At 60.2% G+C, this 21,940-nt stretch carries 22 protein-coding genes; 18 read left to right on the top strand and 4 right to left on the bottom strand.

The window, feature by feature from the left end; all coding sequences use genetic code 11:
• Window positions 1-4 precede the first annotated feature (4 nt).
• The 3 genes from rplT to pheT all read left to right on the top strand — a co-directional run bounded on the left by rplT (window position 5) and on the right by pheT (window position 4,049).
• Window positions 5-409: a 50S ribosomal protein L20 gene (gene rplT / locus JJB09_RS11060; protein WP_201657518.1), complete on the top strand. Its 405-nt coding sequence runs from the start codon at window positions 5-7 to the stop codon at window positions 407-409.
• Window positions 410-521: 112 nt separating this feature from the next.
• Window positions 522-1,604, top strand: a complete 1,083-nt coding sequence (gene pheS / locus JJB09_RS11055) for a phenylalanine--tRNA ligase subunit alpha (RefSeq protein ID WP_201657515.1) — start codon at window positions 522-524, stop codon at window positions 1,602-1,604.
• A gap of 15 nt (window positions 1,605-1,619) precedes the next feature.
• The gene (gene pheT / locus JJB09_RS11050) at window positions 1,620-4,049 is read left to right on the top strand and encodes a phenylalanine--tRNA ligase subunit beta (RefSeq protein ID WP_201657512.1); all 2,430 of its coding nucleotides are present in this window, start codon (window positions 1,620-1,622) and stop codon (window positions 4,047-4,049) included.
• A 283-nt stretch (window positions 4,050-4,332) separates the two neighbouring features.
• Here pheT and relB read toward each other — a convergent pair whose 3' ends face one another.
• The 3 genes from relB to JJB09_RS11035 all read right to left on the bottom strand — a co-directional run bounded on the left by relB (window position 4,333) and on the right by JJB09_RS11035 (window position 6,252).
• Window positions 4,333-4,551, bottom strand: coding sequence for a type II toxin-antitoxin system RelB family antitoxin (gene relB / locus JJB09_RS11045; protein WP_201657509.1), 219 nt, complete (start codon window positions 4,549-4,551; stop codon window positions 4,333-4,335).
• Between the two features lie 74 nt (window positions 4,552-4,625).
• Complete coding sequence (locus JJB09_RS11040; RefSeq protein ID WP_201657506.1) at window positions 4,626-5,249, bottom strand: exonuclease domain-containing protein; 624 nt, start codon at window positions 5,247-5,249, stop codon at window positions 4,626-4,628.
• Window positions 5,250-5,352: 103 nt separating this feature from the next.
• Window positions 5,353-6,252, bottom strand: coding sequence for a LysR substrate-binding domain-containing protein (locus JJB09_RS11035; RefSeq protein WP_201657503.1), 900 nt, complete (start codon window positions 6,250-6,252; stop codon window positions 5,353-5,355).
• Window positions 6,253-6,535: 283 nt separating this feature from the next.
• Here JJB09_RS11035 and JJB09_RS11030 point away from each other — a divergent pair, with 283 nt between their 5' ends.
• The 5 genes from JJB09_RS11030 to JJB09_RS11010 are packed head-to-tail and all read left to right on the top strand — an operon-like array spanning window position 6,536 to window position 10,787.
• A complete protein-coding gene (locus tag JJB09_RS11030; protein ID WP_201657500.1) occupies window positions 6,536-7,333 on the top strand; it encodes a 5-oxoprolinase subunit PxpA in 798 nt (265 codons plus the stop codon).
• Window positions 7,330-7,572 (top strand): acetyl-CoA carboxylase, encoded by a 243-nt coding sequence (locus JJB09_RS11025; RefSeq protein ID WP_201657497.1) that lies wholly within the window; start codon window positions 7,330-7,332, stop codon window positions 7,570-7,572. The genes JJB09_RS11030 and JJB09_RS11025 overlap by 4 nt, the downstream gene beginning before the upstream one ends.
• The gene (locus tag JJB09_RS11020) at window positions 7,569-8,954 is read left to right on the top strand and encodes an acetyl-CoA carboxylase biotin carboxylase subunit (protein WP_201657494.1); all 1,386 of its coding nucleotides are present in this window, start codon (window positions 7,569-7,571) and stop codon (window positions 8,952-8,954) included. The genes JJB09_RS11025 and JJB09_RS11020 overlap by 4 nt, the downstream gene beginning before the upstream one ends.
• Window positions 8,954-9,829, top strand: coding sequence for a 5-oxoprolinase subunit B family protein (locus JJB09_RS11015; RefSeq protein WP_201657491.1), 876 nt, complete (start codon window positions 8,954-8,956; stop codon window positions 9,827-9,829). Before JJB09_RS11020 ends, JJB09_RS11015 begins: the two co-directional genes overlap by 1 nt.
• Window positions 9,819-10,787: a 5-oxoprolinase subunit C family protein gene (locus JJB09_RS11010; protein WP_201657488.1), complete on the top strand. Its 969-nt coding sequence runs from the start codon at window positions 9,819-9,821 to the stop codon at window positions 10,785-10,787. Before JJB09_RS11015 ends, JJB09_RS11010 begins: the two co-directional genes overlap by 11 nt.
• A gap of 109 nt (window positions 10,788-10,896) precedes the next feature.
• Here JJB09_RS11010 and JJB09_RS11005 read toward each other — a convergent pair whose 3' ends face one another.
• Window positions 10,897-11,937, bottom strand: coding sequence for a GntR family transcriptional regulator (locus JJB09_RS11005; RefSeq protein ID WP_246748667.1), 1,041 nt, complete (start codon window positions 11,935-11,937; stop codon window positions 10,897-10,899).
• A gap of 539 nt (window positions 11,938-12,476) precedes the next feature.
• Here JJB09_RS11005 and JJB09_RS11000 point away from each other — a divergent pair.
• The 10 genes from JJB09_RS11000 to JJB09_RS10955 all read left to right on the top strand — a co-directional run bounded on the left by JJB09_RS11000 (window position 12,477) and on the right by JJB09_RS10955 (window position 21,939).
• Window positions 12,477-13,550 (top strand): ATP-binding cassette domain-containing protein, encoded by a 1,074-nt coding sequence (locus tag JJB09_RS11000; protein WP_201657485.1) that lies wholly within the window; start codon window positions 12,477-12,479, stop codon window positions 13,548-13,550.
• 51 nt (window positions 13,551-13,601) lie between these two features.
• Window positions 13,602-14,501: an ABC transporter permease gene (locus JJB09_RS10995; protein ID WP_201657482.1), complete on the top strand. Its 900-nt coding sequence runs from the start codon at window positions 13,602-13,604 to the stop codon at window positions 14,499-14,501.
• Window positions 14,502-14,503: 2 nt separating this feature from the next.
• Window positions 14,504-15,349: an ABC transporter permease gene (locus JJB09_RS10990; protein WP_201657479.1), complete on the top strand. Its 846-nt coding sequence runs from the start codon at window positions 14,504-14,506 to the stop codon at window positions 15,347-15,349.
• Window positions 15,349-16,086 (top strand): SDR family NAD(P)-dependent oxidoreductase, encoded by a 738-nt coding sequence (locus JJB09_RS10985; RefSeq protein ID WP_425523714.1) that lies wholly within the window; start codon window positions 15,349-15,351, stop codon window positions 16,084-16,086. Before JJB09_RS10990 ends, JJB09_RS10985 begins: the two co-directional genes overlap by 1 nt.
• Window positions 16,087-16,099: 13 nt before the next feature.
• Window positions 16,100-16,867 (top strand): SDR family NAD(P)-dependent oxidoreductase, encoded by a 768-nt coding sequence (locus tag JJB09_RS10980; protein ID WP_201657474.1) that lies wholly within the window; start codon window positions 16,100-16,102, stop codon window positions 16,865-16,867.
• A 112-nt stretch (window positions 16,868-16,979) separates the two neighbouring features.
• Window positions 16,980-18,212, top strand: a complete 1,233-nt coding sequence (locus tag JJB09_RS10975; RefSeq protein WP_201657470.1) for an ABC transporter substrate-binding protein — start codon at window positions 16,980-16,982, stop codon at window positions 18,210-18,212.
• Between the two features lie 106 nt (window positions 18,213-18,318).
• The gene (locus tag JJB09_RS10970; protein ID WP_201657467.1) at window positions 18,319-19,428 is read left to right on the top strand and encodes an ABC transporter ATP-binding protein; all 1,110 of its coding nucleotides are present in this window, start codon (window positions 18,319-18,321) and stop codon (window positions 19,426-19,428) included.
• A gap of 41 nt (window positions 19,429-19,469) precedes the next feature.
• A complete protein-coding gene (locus JJB09_RS10965; protein ID WP_201657464.1) occupies window positions 19,470-20,351 on the top strand; it encodes a polysaccharide deacetylase family protein in 882 nt (293 codons plus the stop codon).
• Window positions 20,352-20,537: 186 nt separating this feature from the next.
• Window positions 20,538-20,870 carry a hypothetical protein gene (locus JJB09_RS10960; RefSeq protein WP_201657461.1) on the top strand — a complete coding sequence of 111 codons (333 nt, stop codon included), beginning with the start codon at window positions 20,538-20,540 and terminating at the stop codon, window positions 20,868-20,870.
• Window positions 20,863-21,939 carry a CobW family GTP-binding protein gene (locus JJB09_RS10955; RefSeq protein WP_201657458.1) on the top strand — a complete coding sequence of 359 codons (1,077 nt, stop codon included), beginning with the start codon at window positions 20,863-20,865 and terminating at the stop codon, window positions 21,937-21,939. The genes JJB09_RS10960 and JJB09_RS10955 overlap by 8 nt, the downstream gene beginning before the upstream one ends.
• The last annotated feature ends 1 nt before the right edge of the window (window position 21,940 follow it).

Below are 21,940 nucleotides of genomic sequence, written 5' to 3'. Positions count from 1 at the left end.
TGATATGGCACGTGTAAAAAGAGGCGTTACGTCGCACGCCAAGCACAAGAAGGTTCTGAAGGCCGCTAAGGGCTTTTACGGCCGTCGCAAGAACACCATCCGCACCGCGAAGGCTGCCGTCGATCGCTCGATGCAGTACGCAACGCGTGACCGCAAGGTCAAGAAGCGCAATTTCCGCGCGCTCTGGATCCAGCGCATCAACGCTGCTGTCCGCGAGCACGGCCTGACCTACGGCCGCTTCATCGACGGCCTCAACAAGGCTGGCATTGAAGTCGACCGCAAGGTTCTTTCCAACATGGCAATCACCCAGGCTGAAGCCTTCGGTGCGCTGGTCGAAGCTTCCAAGAAGTCGCTCGGCTACCTGAAGGATCAGGGCACCACCAACGAGTTTGAAAGCGTCGTCCGTTAAGGCCAGCGCTTCCCAAACCTATATTTTCTTATTGGGAAACCCGCGCTGGCAGGGCTAGCGCGGGTTTTTTCTTGTCTCCATCAAATTCCCACTGTCAATCATGAGCGGTGCAATGTCCGATCTCGATCAGTTGAAACTATCCATTCTCGCCGAGGTCGCGTCCGCAACCGACGAAGCGGCGATCGAAAATGTCCGCGTCAACGCGCTTGGCAAGAAGGGCTCGATTTCCGAACTCCTCAAGACGCTCGGCACCATGAGCCCTGAAGAGCGTCAGACGCGGGGCGCGGCGATCAATCTCATCAAGAACGAGGTGACATCCGAGATCGCTGTCCGCAAGGCAGCGCTCAAGGATGAGGCTATCAATGCCAGACTGGCGCGCGAAACCCTTGATGTGACGCTGCCCGTCAGGTCCTCGCCTGCCGAGCGCGGCCGTATCCATCCGATCACCCAGATCATCGACGAAATCACCGCCATCTTCGGCGATATGGGCTTCTCGATCGCCGAAGGCCCCGATATCGAGACGGATTACTACAACTTCACGGCGCTCAATTTTCCCGAAGGCCACCCGGCCCGCGAGATGCATGACACCTTTTTCCTGCCGCCGAACGAAAAGGGCGAGCGCAAGGTGCTCCGGACGCATACCTCGCCGGTGCAGGTGCGGACCATGGAGAACCAGGAGCCGCCGATCCGCATCGTCATTCCCGGTAAGACCTATCGCCAGGATTCGGACGCCACGCACTCGCCGATGTTCCATCAGGTCGAGGGGCTGGTGATCGACAAGGGTGCCAATGTCGCCAACATGCGCTGGGTGCTGGAAGAATTTTGCAAGGCTTTCTTCGAAGTGCCATCGGTGAACATGCGTTTCCGTCCGTCCTTCTTCCCGTTCACAGAGCCCTCGGTCGAGGTCGATATCCAGTGCGATCGCTCCGGCGACGTGGTGAAGTTCGGCGAGGGCAACGACTGGATGGAGATCCTCGGCTGCGGCATGGTGCATCCCAATGTGCTGCGCGCCGGTGGTCTCGACCCCGATGTCTATCAGGGCTTTGCCTGGGGCATGGGGCTCGACCGCATCGCCATGCTGAAATACGGCATGCCTGACCTGCGCGACTTCTTCAACGCCGATGTCCGCTGGATGAACCATTATGGCTTCCGCCCGCTCGACCTGCCGACGCTGTTCGGCGGCCTCAGTGCATAAAGGGAGATAGAGACAATGAAATTCACACTCTCCTGGCTAAAGGATCATCTCGACACCGACGCGACGCTTGAGCAAATCTGCGAGCGGCTAACCATGATCGGCCTCGAGGTCGAAGAAGTCGATGACAAGGCCAGCTTCAAGCCGTTCGTGATCGCCAAGGTTCTGAGCGCCGAAAAGCATCCGCAGGCCGACAAGCTCAAAGTGCTATCGGTCGATACCGGCATGGGCAAGCCGGTGCAGGTCGTCTGCGGCGCACCCAACGCGCGTGCGGGCTTGGTCGGCGCATTTGCGGCTGCCGGCACCTATGTTCCCGGTATCGCGGTGACGCTCGCCGTCGGTAACATCCGTGGCGTCGAAAGCCACGGCATGATGTGCTCGGAAAAGGAACTGGAAATCTCCGACGATCATGATGGCATCATCGATCTTCCGGATGATGCGCCTGTCGGTACGTCGTTTGCCACCTATTACGGCATCGATGATCCGGTCATCGAGATCAACCTGACGCCGAACCGTCCGGATTGCACCTCCGTCCATGGCATTGCCCGCGATCTGGCCGCGTCCGGCATGGGCACGCTCAAGACCCGTCCCGCGCCGACCTTTGCCGTTTCCGGCGAGACGCCGGTGAAGGTGGCGCTGGATTTCTCCGCCGAGGACAAGCATTTGTGCCCAGGCTTTGCGCTCCGCCTCGTGCGCGGCGTCAAGAATGGTCCGAGCCCGGCCTGGATGCAGAAGCAGTTGCGCGCCATCGGCCAACGGCCGATCAATGCGCTGGTCGACATCACCAATTACATGACCTTCGACCAGGGCCGCCCGTTGCACGTCTTCGATGCCGCCAAGGTCAAGGGCAACCTGACCGTTCGCCGCGCCAAGGACGGCGAGACGGTGCTGGCGCTCGACACCAAGGAATACAAGCTCAACCCGGCCAATGTTGTTATCTCCGACGAAAAGGGGATCGAGTCGATCGGCGGCATCATGGGCGGTGAACATTCTGGCTGCGATGAGAACACGATCGACGTGCTGATCGAGTCGGCTCTCTGGGATCCGCTCAACATCGCCCGCACAGGTCGCGCGCACTCCATCATCACCGATGCGCGCTACCGCTTCGAGCGTGGCGTCGACCCGGAATACATGGTGCCGGGCCTGGAACGTGCCACCGAATTGGTGCTGGAGCTTTGTGGCGGCACGCCGGCTAAGACGGATGTCGTGGGCTACGAAGGATACACGCCCAAGGCCGTGACGTTCCCGCTTTCCGAAGTCAAGCGCCTTACGGGGCTTGATGTCAGCCGCGACGAAAGCCTTGCGATCCTCGGTCGTCTTGGTTTCAAGGTGGATGGCACTGGCGACACGGTCGCGGTGCAGGTTCCCTCCTGGCGTCCTGATGTCGATGGCAAGGCCGATCTGGTCGAGGAGGTCATGCGCATCCACGGCATCGACGAAATCAAGCCGCAACCGCTGCCGCGACTTGCCGACGTCAACGCCAGGATCCTGACCACGCTGCAGATCCGCACCCGGCTAGCAAAGCGAGTACTGGCCACGCGCGGCATGCTGGAAGCGGTCACCTGGTCGTTCATCCCTGCCGATCAGGCGACGCTCTTCGGCGGCGGCAGTGCTGCACTGAAGCTCGAAAATCCGATCGCCGCCGATATGTCCGATATGCGGCCGTCGCTGTTGCCCGGTCTGCTGACTGCCGCCCAACGCAACGCCGACAAGGGGCATGGCGATGTGGCGATCTTCGAAGTCTCCGGCACCTATGAAAACGATACGGCAGAAGGCCAGCGGCGCGTTGCCGGCGGTATCCGCCGCGGTACCGCGACGCTCAACGGGCAGGGACGTCTCTGGTCGAACAAGGACAAGGGCGGCGGCAAGCCGATCGATGTCTATGACGCCAAGGCCGATGCGCTCGCCGTGCTGGAGGCCATGGGCTTTCCGGCCGCCAACCTGCAGATCGAGCAGGGCGGTCCGGCCTGGTACCATCCGGGTCGCTCAGGCACGATCAAGATGGGCCCGAAGCTGGTGATCGGCCATTTCGGCGAATTCCATCCGAGGACGCTCGAAGCGCTCGACGTCTCCGGTGCACTGTGCGGCTTCGAGATCGTTATCGACAAGCTGCCCGAGCCGAAGAAGAAGGCGACACGCACCAAGCCGGTGCTGGAGCTCTCGCCCTTCCAGGCCGTGAAGCGCGACTTCGCCTTCATCGTCGATCGCAAGGTCGATGCGGGTGCGATCCTCAGGGCGGCCGGCAGCGCCGACCGCAAGCTGATATCGGGCGTAACCGTGTTCGACGTGTTCGAGGGTGCTTCGCTTGGCGAGGACAAGAAGTCGATCGCCATCGAGGTGTCGATCCAGCCGTCCGACCGGACGCTGACCGACGAGGATTTCGAGGCGCTGACCGCGCGTATCATCGCCAACGTGGAAAAATCCACCGGCGGTGTGCTCAGGGGTTAATTCTTTCGGTCTTCGATCCTTTTGAGATGACGCTGGTCATAGGCAATGCTGCGGTGCGCAACGCCTATGACCAGCACAAATCCTTGATCTGTCTCCAGTAACTGGCAGATCAATCGGTGGGTCCCCGACGCGAAGCTTCCAAAGACCTTTCATGTTGGCGGAGTACGCTACCAGCTTTTGCCTGGGGTCCTCCAACGTCAAAAGTTCTGCGAGAACCTTCCTGATGCGACGTTAGACCGGTTCGCCAAGCCGCCGCAGATCATCGATCGCTTCCGGGTGCCACTCAATCTTCAATGCCTAGTTCCTTCCAGACATCTTCATTGGAGATCGTCTTGAAAGAATTGGACAGTCGTTCCTTCACGACATAGAAGTCTTCGAGTTCTTCCAGCTTTTCTAAGATTGCCTGCTGGAAAAGCTCGCTTTGATTGAGGCCATGGGTCTTGGCGAGGTTGTTCCACCTATCTTTGGTTTCGTCATCGATGCGGATGCTGACGGTCGCCATCGCAAAATATCCTTGTGCTACTTGTAATACAAATTGCACAGATATAGAGCGATTCCAACAAAGGCGCAGCGGACCTAAAAACTGTATGCCTTCCGCGCGCCTCGGATCGGCTTCATCTCCGGCTCGACCCAGTTGCTGGGCGGCGCGAGTAGATCACCGGGCAGGTCCGGCGTCGGCAGGTCGTTCATCCACAGCCAGACGCGCATGCAGAGCCATGCATCCTCAAGTGCGCCATGCTGCTTGCCGCGGCTTTTGTGGCCCATGTGGTCGAGCACCTTGTCGAGCCCGCCTGGCCGCGCATGCTTCTTCTTGTAGGCGCGCATGGTGCAATCGAACCGAGCTGGCGCCAGGGTATAGCCGCAAAGGGAGAACTCTGTGCGCATGAAGCGCTCGTCGAAGGCGGCATTGTGCGCGATGACCTGTTCCGCTCGTTCGAAGGGCGGCAGCAATTCCTCGGCATGGTTGGAAAATTCCGGCTGGTGCCTAAGCGTCCAGTCATCGTAACCATGTACGGCAGCCGCAAACGGATTGCTCGGCCGGCCGGGATTGAAGATCATATGGCCGGTTCTGGCGGCATCGGCGCCATCCCTCAGCGCTTCGAGGTCCAGCTCGACGTAGCCCAGCGTGATGACGCGGTCGTCATAGGTCAGGCCGGTGGTTTCGACGTCGACGAAAAGAAGCTTGTTGGGTGAAGTCACTCGGTAATCCACATTAGCCGGTCGTTTTATCCAGCTGGGTTAAGGTGTAAGGGCGGGGCTGGCAAGCCCCGATATGCGGGGAGCGGCCCCACTTCCAGTGTCGTCAATCCGGAATGTGGAATGCGCCCCTGAAATAGGCACGAAACGCCGTCATTGCGGGGGTGAACTCGGCGCTGCGCTTCCAGGCCAGGCCGACATCCATTGATGGAACAGGATCCTGCAACATCATCGCCTCGATGCGCCGTCCTTCGAGCGACCAGGGTCGGTGTACCATATCGGAGAGGATCGCCACACCCTGGCCATTGGCGACCAGCGAGCGCACCGCCTCGACCGAGGAGGTCCTGAGTGAGATCTTCGGTTGGTAGGGTGTCTGGCTCCAGTATTTCAGCGACGTATGCGAAGCCTCGTCTACTGTCAGCATGATATAGGGTTCCTCGGCCACTTCGCGCAGCCCCACCGGGCCGGCTGAAAGCAGCCTGTGCTGCGCTGGCAACCAAAGCCGGCGCGGCGAGCTCAGCAGTTTTTCCGCGCTCAGTTCCGGATTGAGGATGTTGGAGGTCAGCAGAACCGAGATGTCGTAGCGGTTGGTCAGCAGGCCTTCTTCGATCGACTCGCGATTGAGTTCGAAGAGCTGGATATCCAGGCCGGGGAACTGTCGCTTCAGACGTTCGATGTGATAGGGCAGGAAGTAGCCGATGACGGTATAGGTCGCGGCCACCGTCAGCCGCCCCGACACCTGGCTGGTTACCAGATTGAGCTGCTGGGCATCGGCCACCTTTTTCATGATGTCGTAGGCATGTGACAGGAACTGGCGGCCGGCATAGGTGAGGTGCATTCCGTGCGGCGCGCGGTCAAACAGCTGCGCCCCAACTGTCTCCTCAAGGTCGCGGATGGCTGTGGTGATCGCCGACTGCGATATCGACAGGTTGACGGCTGCCTGCGAAACCTGACCGGCTTCTGCCGTGGCAATGAAATAGCGGATTTGCTTGAAGCTCAGCGACACAGGTCCGTTCCTTATCTGAAAATCAGAACTTTAATATTTAAAATTCAGATAGACATGCGACCGATGCGTGCATTTCCGGTCGTTTCTGGATAAGGGAGTGCTGTAAAAATATGAAACTGCTTGGCAAAAACGCACATATCCTGTCCCCGGATCGTTCTGATTTTTAGATAATAGACACGAAAAAATAGAATTTTTCAAATGCAGTTTTTGCGCATAGCGTCGAAAGACCACTACCAATGCAGTCTGCGAAGCTGCGAAAAATGCAATCACAACGGGGAATATCGTGGCTCTCGACGTCGTAGATATCAATTGTGACATGGGCGAGGCGTTCGGCCGCTGGCATGTGGGCGACACGGACGATGCAAGCCTGATGGGCCTGATCAGCTCCGCCAACATCGCGGCCGGCTTCCACGCTGGCGATCCCAACCTCATGGACGAGACCGTCCGCCTAGCCGTCGGCCATGGCGTCGGTGTCGGCGCCCATCCCGGTTACAACGACCTGCAGGGTTTTGGTCGTCGCCGGATCAACGGCACGCCGCGCGAACTCGTCAACGACATCGCCTATCAAGTCGGCGCGCTCAGGGAATTTGCCCGCCGTCATGGCGCCAGCCTGCAGCATGTCAAGCCGCATGGCGCGCTCTATATGGAAATGGCTGTCAATCCCGAGCTTGCCCAGCAGTTCATCACCTACATGCGGACCGTTGCGCCCAACGCCTTCGTCTTCTGCATGGCTGGATCGGCAACCGAGCGGGCGGCAAAAGAGGCCGGCCAGCCGGCGATCCGCGAATTCTACGCCGACCGCGATTATGACGAAAGTGGCTCCATCGTGTTCACCCGCGATGCAGGCCGTCCCGATCCGGCCGCGATCGCCCGCAAGGTGGTCAGGGCGTGTACCGAGGGCAAGGTCACCGCAGTTACCGGCCGCGACATCGAAGTCCCATTTGAGAGCATCTGCTTTCATTCGGATACGCTAGGCGCGCTGGACATCATCCGCAACATAAGGGAAGCGCTGAAGGCTGCGGGCATTCGCATTGCGCCCGTATCCGAAATCGTCAGCGAACAAAACCGGAGACACTTATGAGCAAGTTGGAAATCAGATCGCCCCTTCCGGGCACCTTCTATCGCAAGCCGTCTCCGGATGCGCCGTTGTTCAAGACAGATGGCGATGCGGTGGCAGCCACTGATGTCGTCGGACTGATCGAAGTGATGAAGACTTTCCACGAGATCCCGGCCGGTCTCGACGGCAAGAACATCACCTTCCTGGTCGATGACGCCGAGCCGATCATGGCCGGCCAGGTGATCGCCGAGGTCGAGGTATGACGATCCGCTCGCTCCTCATTGCCAATCGCGGCGAGATCGCTGTCCGGATCATCCGGGCGGCGAAAGCGCTGGGCATCAGGACGGTTCAGGTCCATTCGGCGGCCGACAAGGATATGCTGGCGGTCAAACTTGCCGACGAGGCAATTGACATCGGACCGCCATCGGCGGCCAAGTCCTATCTCAAGATCGACGCCGTTATCGCGGCCGCGAAGGCTGCCGGCGTCGATGCGGTCCATCCCGGCTATGGCTTCCTGTCCGAGAATGCCGCCTTTGCGCAGGCGGTCGAGGATGCCGGCATGATCTTCGTCGGCCCCAAGCCCGAGGCGATCAGCCTGCTCGGCGACAAGGTCGAGGCGCGCAAGGTCGCCATGCGCGCCGGCGTGCCAACGGTACCGGGCAGTGACGGCCGCGTCGATAGCGTGGACGTTGCCCGCGAGATCGTCGGCAAGATCGGTTTTCCCGTAATGATCAAGGCCGCTGCCGGCGGCGGCGGTCGCGGCATCCGCATTGCCGATACGATGGAAGATTTTGAGCGGCATTTCCCGCAGGCCTCTGCCGAGGCGCTCGCAGCGTTTGGCGACGGTGGGCTCTATATCGAAAAGGTCATCACCCGTGCGCGCCATGTCGAGGTGCAGATCTTGGGTGACGGCGAAAACGCGGTGCATTGCTTCGAGCGCGAATGCTCCTTGCAGCGTCGCCGCCAGAAGGTCTGGGAAGAGGCGCCGTCGCATCTGCTGCCGAAAAATGTGCGTGCAGCCCTGTGCGCCAGCGCCGTGGCGCTTGCCCGTCAGGTCAATTATCGCGGCGCCGGCACCGTCGAATATCTTTACGATGAAGTGAGCGGCGCGTTCTATTTCATCGAGGTCAACACCCGCATCCAGGTCGAACATCCGGTCACCGAAATGATCACCGGCATCGATCTGGTGCAGGAGATGATCCGCATCGCCGGCGGCGAAAAGCTGTCGGTCCGGCAGGAAGACATCAAGGTCCATGGCCATGCGATCGAGTGCCGCATCAATGCCGAGGATCCGGCCAAGGGCTTCCTGCCCGGTCCCGGAACGGTCGAGACGCTGATCGTGCCGGAAGGCGAGGGCATCCGTTTCGATACGATGCTTTATGAAGGCTATACGGTTCCGCCGTTCTACGATTCTTTGCTGGGCAAGCTGATCGTCTGGGCCGAGACCCGCGAAGCCTGCCTTGTGCGTCTGGAAAGCGCGCTGGAGGGGCTGATCATCAAGGGGTTGCCGACCACCATACCGCTGCATATCGCGCTGGCGCGCGATGCTGCCGTGGCCAAGGCGGATTTTCATACGCGCTTTCTGGAATCGTGGCTTGAAACGGATTTTCCGGCGGCGCTGGCCGCTATCGAGGAGGTTGCCTGATGCCCATGCGTTACTCATTCGGGGGCGACGAGCATTTGTTCGTCGAGTGCAGCGAGGACATGTCGCTGGAAGCCTTCTTCAACAGCCTGTCGATGACAACGGGCATCAAAGAAGCAGGCATCAAGGGCATTACCGAAATCTGCCCGGCCAACGCCTCCTTCCAGATCAAGTTCAATCCGGATGTCATCCATCCCGACGATATTCTGAAGGAAGTGAAGATGGTCGAGGCGGCGGCCACCAAGGCCGAGCCCGTCATCACCACCCGCATCGTTGAAATCCCGGTGTTCTACAACGATCCCTGGACGCATGAGACGCTGATGCGGTTTCGCGAGCGCCATCAGGATCCCACAGGCACAGACCTCGATTACGCCGCGCGGATCAACAATTACGATACGGTCGGCGATTTCATTGGCGCTCATTCCGGTTCGCCGTGGTTCGTGTCGATGGTCGGCTTCGTCTCCGGCTTGCCGTTCATGTACCAGATGGTCGATCGAAAGCGGCAGATCCAGGTGCCGAAGTATCTCCGGCCGCGGACCGATACGCCGCGCCTGACTGTCGGTCATGGCGGCTGCTTCGGCTGCATCTATTCGGTGCGTGGCGCAGGCGGCTACCAGATGTTCGGCATCACGCCGATGCCGATCTACGACCCGACCCAGAAGACCTCCTACCTAAGGGATTTCATGGTGTTCTTCCGCCCCGGCGACATCGTGAAATTCAAGCCCGTCGATCGCGATGGTTACGACCAGGCAGTGGAGGATGTCGACAAGGGCAGATTCTCGCCGCCGATCCGCGAGGTCAGGTTCGATCTCAGGGAATTCCAGAACGATATCGATGGTTACAACGCAAAGCTGGAGGGCGTGCTCAATGGCCATTAAGGTTATTCATCCGGGCCTCGCCACCACCGTTCAGGATCTGGGTCGCCCCGGCTACTTCCATCTCGGTATTCCCGAGGGTGGCGCCATGGACCGGCTGTCGCTGAAGGCGGCAAACCTGCTGGTCGGCAACGACGCGGGGGCTGCCGGGCTCGAAGCAGTTTTCATCGGGCCTAAGCTTGAGTTCACCGCCGATGTCATGGTCGCCGTGACCGGCGCCGAAATGCCGATCAAACTCGACGGGGTCGAACAACCCGGCTGGACGGCCTTCAAGGTCAAGGCCGGCCAGGTATTGACCTTCGATTTCCTCAAGAGCGGTGCGCGCATCTACATCGCCGTATCCGGTGGCATCGACGTGCCGCTGGCGCTGGGCAGCCGCTCGACCTATCCGATCGGTGCGCTTGGCGGTTTCAAGGGCAGGCCAATCGCCGTCGGCGACGAGTTGCCCGTTGGCGTTGCCGGCAAGGCCACGGAAGGCAAGTCCATTCCCGAGGAACTGCGGCGCAAGCCCGGCATGCCGGCCGGCCTGCGCGTGCTGCCGGGCCTCTATTGGCACCGGATCACCGAGGAGGCAGGCAAGAACTTCTTCGAGGACGAATGGAAGGTCGCGCCGGAAGCAGACCGGATGGGCTATCGCTTCCGTGGCGGCAGGCCGCTCAGCTTCGTGGAACGCGAACAACCGTTCGGCGCAGGGTCGGATCCGTCCAACATCGTCGATAGCTGCTATCCCTACGGTTCGATCCAGGTGCCGGGCGGCACCGAGCCGATCATCCTGCATCGCGATGCGGTGTCGGGCGGCGGCTACTTCATGATCGGAACAGTGATTGCCGCCGACATGGACCTGATCGGCCAGATGCAGCCGCATACCCCGACCAAGTTCATCAAGGTCGACATGGAAACCGCGCTTGCGGCCCGCAAGGACCGCGCCGCACTGGTCAACCGGATCAAGGCGCTGTTCTAGACTCAGGGAGGGTAGAATGATGGCCGAGACAACGAATGCAAGACGCAGTCATCTGGCCATCATTGTGTCGGAGGGGAAGGCGGCGGCCTATCCGCGCCGCGCTTTACCTCTATTCCATGACGCGCGTCAGGTAGTCGGCCGTGACGCTCGGGCCGGGAATGATCGCCACGATCTTCATCTGGGCGATCGTCCGGTTTACCGACGCGTCGAGATGGCTTTCCAGCATCGCGGCCGCGGCGGTGACGCCGCCACGCATCAGCAGTTCCACTACCAGCCTGAGTTCGGTGATGATCATCGGCTCGCCCGGCAGGCCAAGCCGGCGCAGCAGCCGCTCGGTCGCCGCGACAGGCAAAAGGTTGTTGGCGATCAGGTCGCGCAGTTTCTCGTTCGGCGTGGCAAGGATGCAGGTGTCGATAAAGCGTGTCTGGATGTCCTCGAGATCGCGCTGGAAATCCATCGTATGGCGGCTCTCGAGTTCGGCGAGACGGTTGAACAGCCGCGTCAGCGCATCGCGATTGATGAAGGTTGCGCCGCTGATCAGCGCTTGTGGTTCCAGCATCTTGCGCAGCACGAAATGATCCTTGACCGTTTGGGCGGTCAGGGGGCCGGCAATCCAGTGCGAGCTCTGGTTCTTGCGCACCAGCCCACGCTCGCGCAGCCGGGTGAGGACATCGCGCACCACGGTGCGGCTGACATTGAAATGCTCGGCCAGTTCGGTCTCGATGATGCGGTATTGGCCGAAGACGACGCAGCCAGCGACATCCCTTTCGACGGTGTTGTAGATCCGTTCCCAGGAGGAGCGACTCTGCAGTGCCTCGTCGGCATCCTGCGGAACGATCAGGCCGATCGACTTGATGTCGATGCGGTTGGGTTCGACATTGTCGCTGCCGGGTCCGACGAGGTAGCCACGACCCTTGAAACGCGACACCAGCCCCTCGGCTTCAAGCGTTTGCAGGGCGCGTTGCACGGGAGCGCGGGAGATTTGCAGAATTTCGGCGATGGGGCCTTCGAGCAGCACCAGGCCGGGCGGCAGGATGCCCTCAAGGATGTTCTTGCGCAGCACGTCCTCGGCTATCTCGTAGCGGCGTTGGGTGCTCTGTCCTGTTCGATCGTCGGCCATGAAATCAAGATACCTTCGTTCTGGCGCCATGCGAGCCTCAAGCCTTGTACGCGATCTGTAGCACAACTTCGATAGGTTGAATAAATGCACATTGCATACATTATTTGCAAATGATGGACGTTTTGTCTAGCGGAGTTGCCTGGCTTTTGCGAACGGAAGCGCGCTGTTTCAATCGATTTGAAACGGATGTGTTGAATTGTATTTTGCGGAAAACTGTAAAAACAGTCTGCTTCTGTCTGTTTCTGGTTGCGTTTCGCGCATTTTATAGGCGTTTCAAAAGTGGGCGCTACTCGCGCGCATCGCTTCCGTAAACGAAAACAGGCAGGCGCAGAAAATTTCTGCAAAAGTCTATTGAATACAAAAATCATTTATGTATTGTATTCGATAGCAATCGCGCCAACAGAAGCGCGTGGGAACGGAACAGAATTTTTAACTTAGCGGATCATCTGAAGCGCGCGTGGAGTCTCCACGCGTGAACGCTGTCGGCATGTCTTCGTGGCTCGTTTCCGGGTCGGCGATCGTGCGAGTGTGCTCTAAAGGATGCCCGCCGCAAACTGGTAGGGAAAACAGTGTCGGCTGTGCTTCAACTCTCCAATGTCGTGAAAGCCTATGGCGACCAGCGGGCGCTCGATGGGATCGATCTGTCCTTGCCGGACGATTCCTATGTCTCGTTGCTCGGCCCAAGCGGCTCCGGCAAAACGACCCTTTTGCGCGTCATCGCTGGTTTCGAGCAGCCGGAGAGTGGTTCCATTCATTTCGTTGGCAAGGACATCGCAGCCATGCCGCCGCACGAACGCAACATCGGCTTCGTGTTCCAGAACTTTGCTCTGTTTCCGCATCTGTCGGTCTACGACAACATTGCCTTCGGCCTGATCAACCGGGTCGTCAATCCGGTGACGGATGACAAGATCGTCGCCTCCAAGGTGCGTGACATCATTTCGCTGGTTGGCTTGACCGGGCTCGAGGATCGGGCGGTGACCCAGATTTCCGGCGGACAAAAGCAGCGTGTGGCGCTCGCCCGCACGCTGGTTACCGAACCGAAGATGGTTCTGCTCGACGAGCCGCTCGGGGCGCTCGATGCCAATCTTCGCGCTCGTATGCGCAGCGAGCTGAGGATGATCCGTGAACGCTGCGGCGTGACCTTCCTGCATGTGACGGGCAGTGAAACCGAGGCGCTGTCGATGGGCGACACGGTGCTGGTGCTCGACAAGGCCCGGATTGCCCAGCAAGGCGATTCCGACACGATCTACAACAGGCCCTGTTCGCCCGCTGTGGCGCGGTTTCTCAATTGCTACAACCTGTTTCCGGGCAAGCTTGAAAACGATCGTTTCGCAAGCCCGCAGGGTCTGCTCGGCTTCGATGGCCAGCCCCGCAAGTCAGCCGACCCGGCCTATGCGATCCGCTATGACCGCATCGCCATCCGCCCGGCGGGTCAAATCGCAGCCGCCGATGAAGTGCAGATCGAAGGCACCTTTGTCGCCAGCGAATATACCGGTTCGGCCGTCAATGCCTTCTTCTCGCTCGACGATGGCCGGGTGTTCGAAGTCGAGGCGCATCTCAGCCACCGGGCGCCGGAAAATTATGAGCCGCACAAGCGTTATGCGTTGGCCTGGAAGCGGGAGGATGCCCTTGTTTTCGCCTGAGCCGAATGCACGGAGACACTCCGTTTCAGCCCTTTCGCGGAGAATTGCGAGATGACCATGACCGCCGTAACCGAAGATCTCAAGACTGAAAAGGCAGTGACCGCCAAGCCCTCGGGCAAGACGCTGTGGCTGCTTGCGCCCGGCGTCCTGTGGATGTTGTTCTTCCTCGTCCTGCCATTGGCCATGATGCTATACGTGTCCTTCTGGACGCAGACAACATTCAAGATCGAGCCGACGCTCACGCTGAAGAGCTGGATCACCTTCTTCACCAGCGAGACCTATCTCAGCGCGTTGTGGACCACGATCCGCATCTGGCTGATCGTGCTCGTGGCAACCGTACTTGTTGGCTATCCCGCCGCGCTCTTTGTCGGATTGTTCGTCAAGAACAAGACGCTGCAGACCGTGCTGCTCGTCCTCTGCGTCATTCCCTTCTGGACATCGTTCCTGATCCGCGTGCTGGCCTGGCGGCCGATGCTCGGCAAGGAAGGCGCCATCAACATGATTCTGATGAAAGTCGGCATCATAACCCATCCGATCGAAGTGCTGCTGTTTTCCGAACTGTCTGTGATCATCGGCATGACCCAGATCTATTGCGTGTTCATGGTCGGCCCGATCGCCTTCATGCTCGGCCGCATCGATCCATCGATCATCGAAGCGGCAAAGGATCTCGGCGCAGGCTTCTGGCGGATCTTCCGCACCATCATCCTCCCGCTCTCCATGCCCGGCGTGGTGGTCGGGGCCATCTTCGTCTCCGTCATGGTGCTCGGCGAATTCGCCACCTCTGCCGCGCTTTCGGGCCGCAAGGTCAACCTGCTCGGCAATATCATCGTTACCCAGGTGGGATCGCTCAAATGGGCCTTCGCGGCAGTCGCCGGCGTGGTTCTGACCATCCTCATGGGCGCAGTCGTGGCGGCTCTGCTCAGGGTTGTCGATCTCAGGAAGGAGCTCTGATCATGAACGCAAGCGGCATCAAATTCGGCCTCGGCGTCTACACCACGCTCTTCCTTGTCTTTCTCTACGCTCCCCTGGTGGTGCTTGCCATCCTGTCGTTCCAGACAGGACCGGAAGGCGGCCCGCAGTTTCCGATCATCGAATGGTCGACCTACTGGTACAAGCATCTCTTCGGGCTGGCGCCGCCGTCACGCATCGCGCCGCTGCCGATCGACCAGAGCCTTGGCCGCTCGATGCTGCTGGCTGTGATGACCATGGTGGTCTCTACCATTCTCGGCGTAACGGCAGCACAGGCGTTCCGTCGCAAGTTCACCGGTTCGGGCGTGGTCTTCTACCTCATCGTTCTCGGCATGATGGTGCCGGGTGTGCTGGTCGGCCTCGGCATGGCGCTGGTCGCCAACAGTTTTGGCATCGATCGCCATTGGTGGGGCACGGCCTTCGTGCTGCACGTCGTCTACACTTTCCCGTTCGCCTTTCTGGTGATGCTGGCGATCTTCAACCGCTTCGACCAGAGCGTCGAGGAAGCATCCTGGTCGCTCGGCGTCAGCCCGGCCCGCACATTCCGCAAGATCACCTTTCCGCTGATTTTCCCGGGCGTGCTGTCGGCGATGCTGTTTGCCTTCACGCTCTCCTATGACGAGTTCTCGCGGACGTTGTTTGCCTCCGGCCGCGACTTGACGCTGCCGCTGGCGATCTACGGCACCTTCTCGGTGGAAGTGCATCCCAACGTCTTTGCCTTCGGGGTTCTGACGACGCTGTTCTCGTTCGCGCTGCTGTCGGTCTATGCGATCCTGATGGGCCTGTCTGTCCGCCGCGCCAAGCGCGTTGCCGTGCAGGAGGACGCATGATGGCCGCCGTCTCCACCATCGTCACCGGTGCCGGTTCCGGCATCGGTAGGGCGATTGCCGAACGGCTCGCGGTTGATGGCTATGCGGTGCTGGTCAACGATCTTTCCATCGAGCGCGCTGAAGCGGTGGCGTTTGCCATCCGTGCAAAGGGTGGGGTAGCGGCCGCCCGCGCAGGCGATGTCTCTTCCGAGGCGGAGGTCGCCGCCATTCACAAGTCAGCCGTCGATACCCATGGTGAAGTCGGCCTTCTCGTCAACAATGCCGGCATTGCCCATCAGGCGCTGTTCGAGAACCTCGAGGTTCGCGATTTCGACCGGATGTTTGCGGTGCATGTCCGCGGCACCTTCCTGATGACCAAGGCGGTACTGCCGGCCATGCTGGCATCCGGCAAGGGCTCGATCATCAACATCGCCTCGCAGCTCGGCCAGATCGGCGGCATCGAGCTGAGCCACTACGCCGGAGCCAAGGCCGCCATCATCGGCATGACCAAGTCTCTGGCACGCGAAGTGTCCAGCCGTGGCGTGCGGGTCAACGTAGTCGCGCCGGGCCCGATCAATACGCCGCTGGTGATGGAGCTATCTGCCGAGTGGCGTGAGCGGAAGAAGTCCGAACTACCACTCGGCCGTTTCGGCGAACCGGAAGAAGTCGCGGCGACCGTCGCTTTCCTCGCTTCCGACGACGCCAGCCTGTTCGTCGGCCAGACGCTCGGGCCGAATTCCGGCGATGTGATGCTGTAAGGGAATGAAAGACATGTTAGCAAACGAAAAGCGTATTGTCATCGTCACCGGCGCCGGTATCGGCATCGGCCAGGCCGCAGCCAAGGCCTTTGCCGCGCTCGGCGATCATGTCGTGGTCACCGATATCCTGGAGAAGGAAGGCAACGCCACCGTCGAGGCGATCAAGGCGTCCGGTGGCTCTGCCGAGTTCCAGCACTATGACGTTCGTTCCACCGAACGAACCGATGCGCTCGTCGCCGATATTGAAGTCCGGCACGGCAAGATCGACGTGATCGTCGCCAACGCGGGTATCGCGCACCGCACGCCACTGGCCGAACTGAGCGATGCCAAGTGGGACCTGACCTTCGACATCGACCTCAAGGGGATCTTCCGCCTCGTTCGCGCGGTAGCTCCCGGCATGCGCGTCCGCAAGTCGGGCAGCATTGTTGCGCTCTCCTCGATTATGGGCGTGGCCTATGGCTGGGACGAGCATGTGCATTATTCCGCCGCCAAATCCGGTGTGGTCGGGCTGGTGCGCGGCCTTGCGGTGGAACTTGCCAAGGATGGCGTGCGCGTCAATGGGGTCGCTCCGGGCTACATCCGCACCGCCCAGCTGCTCTCCGAAGAAAACTCGCTCGGCCCGGTCGGCGCCGAGAAGGCCGGGGAATTCATCCCGATGGGGCGCATCGGCGCACCGGAAGAAATTGCAGATGTCATCGCATTTCTCGCGTCGCATGGCGCGAGATACATGACCGGCCAGGTGCTGGTCGTAGACGGGGGGCTCCTGGTGGGCCGCTACTGAGGACTTTCTCCGGCCAGGAGCGGGCACCGCGAAGGCCGGAGCGGGGGCGAATGAACGAGAGGCCCAGGCAACAACGGGGCTTCAGGGAACTTTCAAACTGGAGATAGAGACTATGAGCAAAATGGAAATCAATCGCCGCTCGCTCTTGAAGCGGTCAGCCGGGGTCATGGCGCTCGCCATGGGAGGCGGCACACCATTCCTGTCGTCGCGTGCGGCGTTCGCACAGGCAGCCGACCTTGCCGGTCAGCAATTGCGCACGATCGGTCTGTCGGTGACCGTTCAGGAGCGTATCCTGGAAGAATTCAAGAAGGCTTCCGGCGTCGGCACGACTTCGGGTACTGCCGCGACCTTCCCGGACGCCCAAACCAAGATCCTGTCCGGCTCCAAGGACTACGATTGCTGGGAAATCATCGCCGAGCGCCTGCCGTCGATCGTCATGACCAACAATGTCGAGCCGCTTCCTGCTGCCGAGATCAAGAACTGGGGCAACATCCGCGACGTCTTCACCAAGGCCAGCGACAAGTGGGACCGCAAGTCGCAGATCGTCGGCCAGATCTGGGCCGACGATAGCCAGACGACCCTGAACATGGTTCCGGCCGTCTACAACTACGACTCCATCGGCTATAACCCGGATGTGGTTTCGGCCGAAGAAGCCAACAGCTGGGCCTGCATCTTCGACCCGAAGTGGAAGGGCAAATCCGGTCTCAACACCGACCCGCTCATCGCCTTCGGCCAGGCCATCATGGCGATGAACACGCTCGGCTTGTCCGACGTCAAGAATCCGGGCAACCCGACCCAGGCTGAAATCGACCAGGCCGCAGCCTTCCTCATTTCCAAGAAGAAGGAAGGCCAGTTCCGCGCGCTCTGGGGCGATTTCGGCGAACTCGTCAACCTGATGGCTTCGGGTGAAATGGTGGTTTCCGATGCCTGGCAGCCGGCCGTCATGGCAGTCAAGGCCCAGGGCAAGCCCGCCAAGTACGCCGTGCCGAAGGAAGGCTATCGCGGCTGGGCCATCGGCCCGTCGATGATTGCAGGCACGCCGAACAAGGCCGCCGTTCTCGCCTATGCCGACTACTGGCTCTCGGGCGAACCGGGCATCACCGTGTCCGAGCAGGGCTATTATTCGCCGTCGACGAACATCAAGAACGTCATGGCTCCGGAAAAGTACGCTTTCTGGTACGAAGGCAAGCCCTGGGTCGGTGCGGAAGAGCGCGGCATCAAGGAAGGCGATTTGCGCGATGGCGGCTCGCTCGAAGAGCGCGCCGCGAACGTGGCTTACTGGCACCAGTGGCCGGATGAGTACGACTACCTCATCCAGAAGTGGGACGAGTTCCTGAACGCGTAATCCCAGTTTGGCAAATGCCCCTTCCCCGGCATTCGGGGGAGGGGCGTCCAGACGATCTCGCAGCGCGATCACGGTCGATCAGCGCGCGGCAATCCGGAGAATTAGGATGATTTTCGACCTCGAACTGAAAAAAGTCGGCAAGGTCTTTGACAATGGCACAACCGCTGTCAGCGAATTCGATCTGTCGGTAAGCAAGGGCGAGTTCATCGCGTTTCTCGGGCCGTCGGGTTGCGGCAAGACAACGACACTGCGCATGATCGCCGGCTTCGAAAGCATCTCGTCCGGCGACATGATGATCAAGGGCGTGCGCATGAACGATGTGCCGCCTGAGCACCGCCCGACTTCGATGATTTTCCAGAGCTACGCGCTCTTTCCACACATGACCGTGCGCCGCAACGTCGGATACGGCCTTGAGGTCAAAGGTCTGTCGGATGCTGACCGCAACGCCAAGGTCGACCGCATCCTCGCAACACTGGGCCTCGAAGATATCGCCGACCGCAAGCCGGACAAGCTTTCCGGTGGCCAGCGCCAGCGCATTGCGCTCGCGCGCGGTCTGGTCGTCGAGCCTGATATCCTGCTGCTGGACGAACCGCTCGGCGCGCTCGATGCAAACCTGCGCAAGGCGATCCAGAACGAATTGAAGCTGCTGCAGAAGAATCTCGGGGTTACCTTCATCTTCGTCACCCACGCCCAATCCGAGGCGTTGGCGCTTTCGGACCGCATCGTGGTGATGAACCAGGGCCGCGTCGAGCAGATCAGCCCGCCGCACCAGCTCTACACACGTCCCAACACACCATTCGTGGCCCAGTTCATTGGCCGTAATACCATCTTTACTGGCGAGATGCAGAAATCCGAAGGCGATACCGCTGTTGTCAAGACGGCAGCAGGCGTGCTGTCGGGCCGCGTAAACGGCTCCATCAGTGATCGTGGCAAGGTCAACGTCGTCGTCCCCGCCGAGGCAATCGAGGTGCATGGCGCCGCCGGTGTCGAACGTGCTCGGATCGCCGGCGAATTTGGCGGCAATGTAATCGACGCCATGATCACCCGCTGCGATGTCGTTGGCCATCTCTCGCAATTGACGGCGGCGCTGCCGGACGGAAGGGCGATCTCGCTCGAAGCGCATGTCGACAAGTATCGCCCTGACACGTTTGCGGTCGGTTCCGGCGTGCTTCTGTCATGGAAGCCGGCCGAGGCGACCGTCATCCCGGCGCATTGACAGTTCATAATCAAAAGCATCAACGAAGGAGATACAACCCCATGGCGAAGGAAATCTTTTGCAGTTTCGGCATCGACGTCGACGCTGTTGCCGGATGGCTCGGTTCCTATGGCGGCGAGGATTCGCCGGACGACATTTCACGCGGGATGTTTTCCGGTGAAGTCGGCAGCCCACGCCTCCTGAAGCTGTTCGACCGTTTCGGCATCAAGACGACCTGGTTCATTCCCGGCCACTCGATCGAGACGTTCCCCGAGCAGATGCAGGCCGTTGCCGATGCCGGCCACGAAATCGGTATCCACGGTTACACGCACGAAAACCCGATCGCCATGACGCGCGAACAGGAAACCGAAGTGCTCGACAAGTGCATCGAACTCGTCACCAAGCTTTCGGGCAAGCGTCCGACCGGCTATGTTGCGCCGTGGTGGGAATTCTCCAACGTCACCAACGAACTGCTGCTCGAACGCGGCATCAAGTACGACCACTCGCTGATGCACAACGATTTTACGCCCTATCGCGTGCGCGTCGGCGACAGCTGGACTAAGATCGACTACTCCAAGAAGCCGTCCGACTGGATGGTTCCCTTGAAGCGCGGCCACGAAACCGATCTCATCGAAATTCCGGCGAACTGGTATCTCGACGACCTACCGCCGATGATGTTCATCAAGAAGTCGCCGAACAGCCACGGTTTCGTCAATCCGCACGACATCGAGCAGATGTGGCGCGACCAGTTCGACTGGGTCTACCGCGAGATGGATTACGCGGTGTTTCCGCTCACCATCCACCCCGACGTGGCAGGTCGCCCGCAGGTATTGATGATGCTCGAGCGGCTTTATGCCTATATGATCAAGCATCCGGGCGTGAAGTTCGTCACCATGAACGAAATCGCCGACGATTTTGCGCAGCGCTTCCCGCGCAAGAAGTAAGTGGAGACAGGCCTCTCCCAAACCCTCCCCGCTGGGGGAGGGTTTTAAAGGCCGAGCCTCCCGCATTTGGTCGCCCATGCCGAAGACATGAGCCAGTATGGCATTCCTTCTGCCGGTGCGACGGATTTAGCCCTCCTTCTGCGTTGGGTTTGGGAGGGGTTAGGAACCTCTGACGGGAGAAAACATATGTGCTCGCTCTGCGGAATTCTCGGCGGCAATGAACACTGGGCCGATGCGGTAGCGCGACCGGGCGTCTACACGCGCAACACCGAGCGGATCGACCGCCGAAGGGAACGCGCCAATCGTGTATCCGCGGCCAACAAGGTTCTTTCGGCCTATGCGCTCAGCCTTTCGGACTGGCAGGGTTCTTCCTACGTTATCGCCAACCGTACGGGAAAAAGCGAGATGATCGAGGATCTCGGCCATCTGTGGCCGACGGCTGAGAAGATGATCGGGCGTGCATGCGATCCGCTCGATGCCGATCTCATCGCCCGGATGGAAGCGTTGCGGCATGACTGAGATTCCCCTTTTCACAACGGTCAACCTGCTGACGGGCTTTCTCGGCTCCGGCAAGACGACCCTGCTCAAGCGGTTGCTCAACGACCCGGCACTTGCCGATGCGGCCGTGCTGATCAATGAGTTTGGGGAGACTGGACTCGACCATCACCTTGTCGAGCGCATCGATGAGAACATGGTGCTGCTGCAATCCGGCTGCGTCTGCTGCACGGTGCGCGGCGAGCTTGCCGAGGCGATCCGCGACCTGCTGTCGAAGCGCGATCGCGGAATCGTGCCGCCGTTCAAACGGCTGGTGATCGAAAGTACGGGACTGGCCGATCCGTTTCCGGTCCTGTCTACCCTGAAGGCTGATCCAGTGCTCAGGCATCATTTTAAGGCGGGCAACGTCATCACGACGGTCGATGCAGTCAATGGAGCCCGTTCACTCGATACATATCTCGAATCCAATCGTCAGATAGCGGTCGCCGATCGTCTCGTCATTACCAAGTCGGATCTCGTCGACGAGGCGACTATGGATGGGCTGATTGAGCGGATAACACGCATAAATCCCGATTGCGTGGTCCTGGACGTTCATGACGAAGCCCTGTCCGTGGCGGACCTGCTGGATTCGGGGGACTTTGTTCGTGGCGAGCACGTCCAGTCGGCCACCGGCTTTTACTGCGAAGATAGCCGAGATCTGCTGGATTCCAAGGGCGCACCTCACAGCGCCGAGTTCCGTTCCTTTTCGATCACCGTCGATCGGCCCGTCGACTGGACGGCGTTCGGCATCTGGCTGACGATGCTGATCAACAGGCATGGCGAGCGGGTGTTGCGGGTCAAGGGGATTTTGGATATTGCCGGTGAGGATCGTCCTGTCGCGATCCATGGCGTGCAGCATCTTGTCCACACTCCTGTTCACATGCAGGCGTGGACAACCGAGGAACGGCAGTCCAGGATTGTTTTTATTGTTGATGGACTCGACCCTAAATTGCTGAGGCGGTCATTCGAAGCATTCGCGCTGGTGGATCGCGTCCCGGTTCAACCGGCGACGGTCGTTGCCCAACGGGAAAATGCCATGACGGTCGAGCACTAGA

Source organism: Phytoamicus setariae (genome assembly GCF_016722925.1).
In the GTDB taxonomy this organism is placed as follows: Bacteria; Pseudomonadota; Alphaproteobacteria; order Rhizobiales; family Rhizobiaceae; genus Rhizobium_E; species Rhizobium_E setariae.
The sequence above is the reverse complement of the archived record's forward strand: the minus strand, read 5'-3'. Positions and strand labels throughout refer to the sequence as shown.

What these genes read in the sequence shown, in the direction of transcription:
- rplT (WP_201657518.1), top strand. Translation starts at nt 5, where the DNA reads ATGGCACGTGTAAAAAGAGGCGTTACGTCGCACGCCAAGCACAAGAAG.
- pheS (WP_201657515.1), top strand. Translation starts at nt 522, where the DNA reads ATGTCCGATCTCGATCAGTTGAAACTATCCATTCTCGCCGAGGTCGCG.
- pheT (WP_201657512.1), top strand. Translation starts at nt 1,620, where the DNA reads ATGAAATTCACACTCTCCTGGCTAAAGGATCATCTCGACACCGACGCG.
- relB (WP_201657509.1), bottom strand. Translation starts at nt 4,551, where the DNA reads ATGGCGACCGTCAGCATCCGCATCGATGACGAAACCAAAGATAGGTGG.
- JJB09_RS11025 (WP_201657497.1), top strand. Translation starts at nt 7,330, where the DNA reads ATGAGCAAGTTGGAAATCAGATCGCCCCTTCCGGGCACCTTCTATCGC.
- JJB09_RS11020 (WP_201657494.1), top strand. Translation starts at nt 7,569, where the DNA reads ATGACGATCCGCTCGCTCCTCATTGCCAATCGCGGCGAGATCGCTGTC.
- JJB09_RS11015 (WP_201657491.1), top strand. Translation starts at nt 8,954, where the DNA reads ATGCCCATGCGTTACTCATTCGGGGGCGACGAGCATTTGTTCGTCGAG.
- JJB09_RS11010 (WP_201657488.1), top strand. Translation starts at nt 9,819, where the DNA reads ATGGCCATTAAGGTTATTCATCCGGGCCTCGCCACCACCGTTCAGGAT.
- JJB09_RS11005 (WP_246748667.1), bottom strand. Translation starts at nt 11,937, where the DNA reads ATGGCGCCAGAACGAAGGTATCTTGATTTCATGGCCGACGATCGAACA.
- JJB09_RS10995 (WP_201657482.1), top strand. Translation starts at nt 13,602, where the DNA reads ATGACCATGACCGCCGTAACCGAAGATCTCAAGACTGAAAAGGCAGTG.
- JJB09_RS10990 (WP_201657479.1), top strand. Translation starts at nt 14,504, where the DNA reads ATGAACGCAAGCGGCATCAAATTCGGCCTCGGCGTCTACACCACGCTC.
- JJB09_RS10985 (WP_425523714.1), top strand. Translation starts at nt 15,349, where the DNA reads ATGGCCGCCGTCTCCACCATCGTCACCGGTGCCGGTTCCGGCATCGGT.
- JJB09_RS10980 (WP_201657474.1), top strand. Translation starts at nt 16,100, where the DNA reads ATGTTAGCAAACGAAAAGCGTATTGTCATCGTCACCGGCGCCGGTATC.
- JJB09_RS10975 (WP_201657470.1), top strand. Translation starts at nt 16,980, where the DNA reads ATGAGCAAAATGGAAATCAATCGCCGCTCGCTCTTGAAGCGGTCAGCC.
- JJB09_RS10970 (WP_201657467.1), top strand. Translation starts at nt 18,319, where the DNA reads ATGATTTTCGACCTCGAACTGAAAAAAGTCGGCAAGGTCTTTGACAAT.
- JJB09_RS10965 (WP_201657464.1), top strand. Translation starts at nt 19,470, where the DNA reads ATGGCGAAGGAAATCTTTTGCAGTTTCGGCATCGACGTCGACGCTGTT.
- JJB09_RS10960 (WP_201657461.1), top strand. Translation starts at nt 20,538, where the DNA reads ATGTGCTCGCTCTGCGGAATTCTCGGCGGCAATGAACACTGGGCCGAT.
- JJB09_RS10955 (WP_201657458.1), top strand. Translation starts at nt 20,863, where the DNA reads ATGACTGAGATTCCCCTTTTCACAACGGTCAACCTGCTGACGGGCTTT.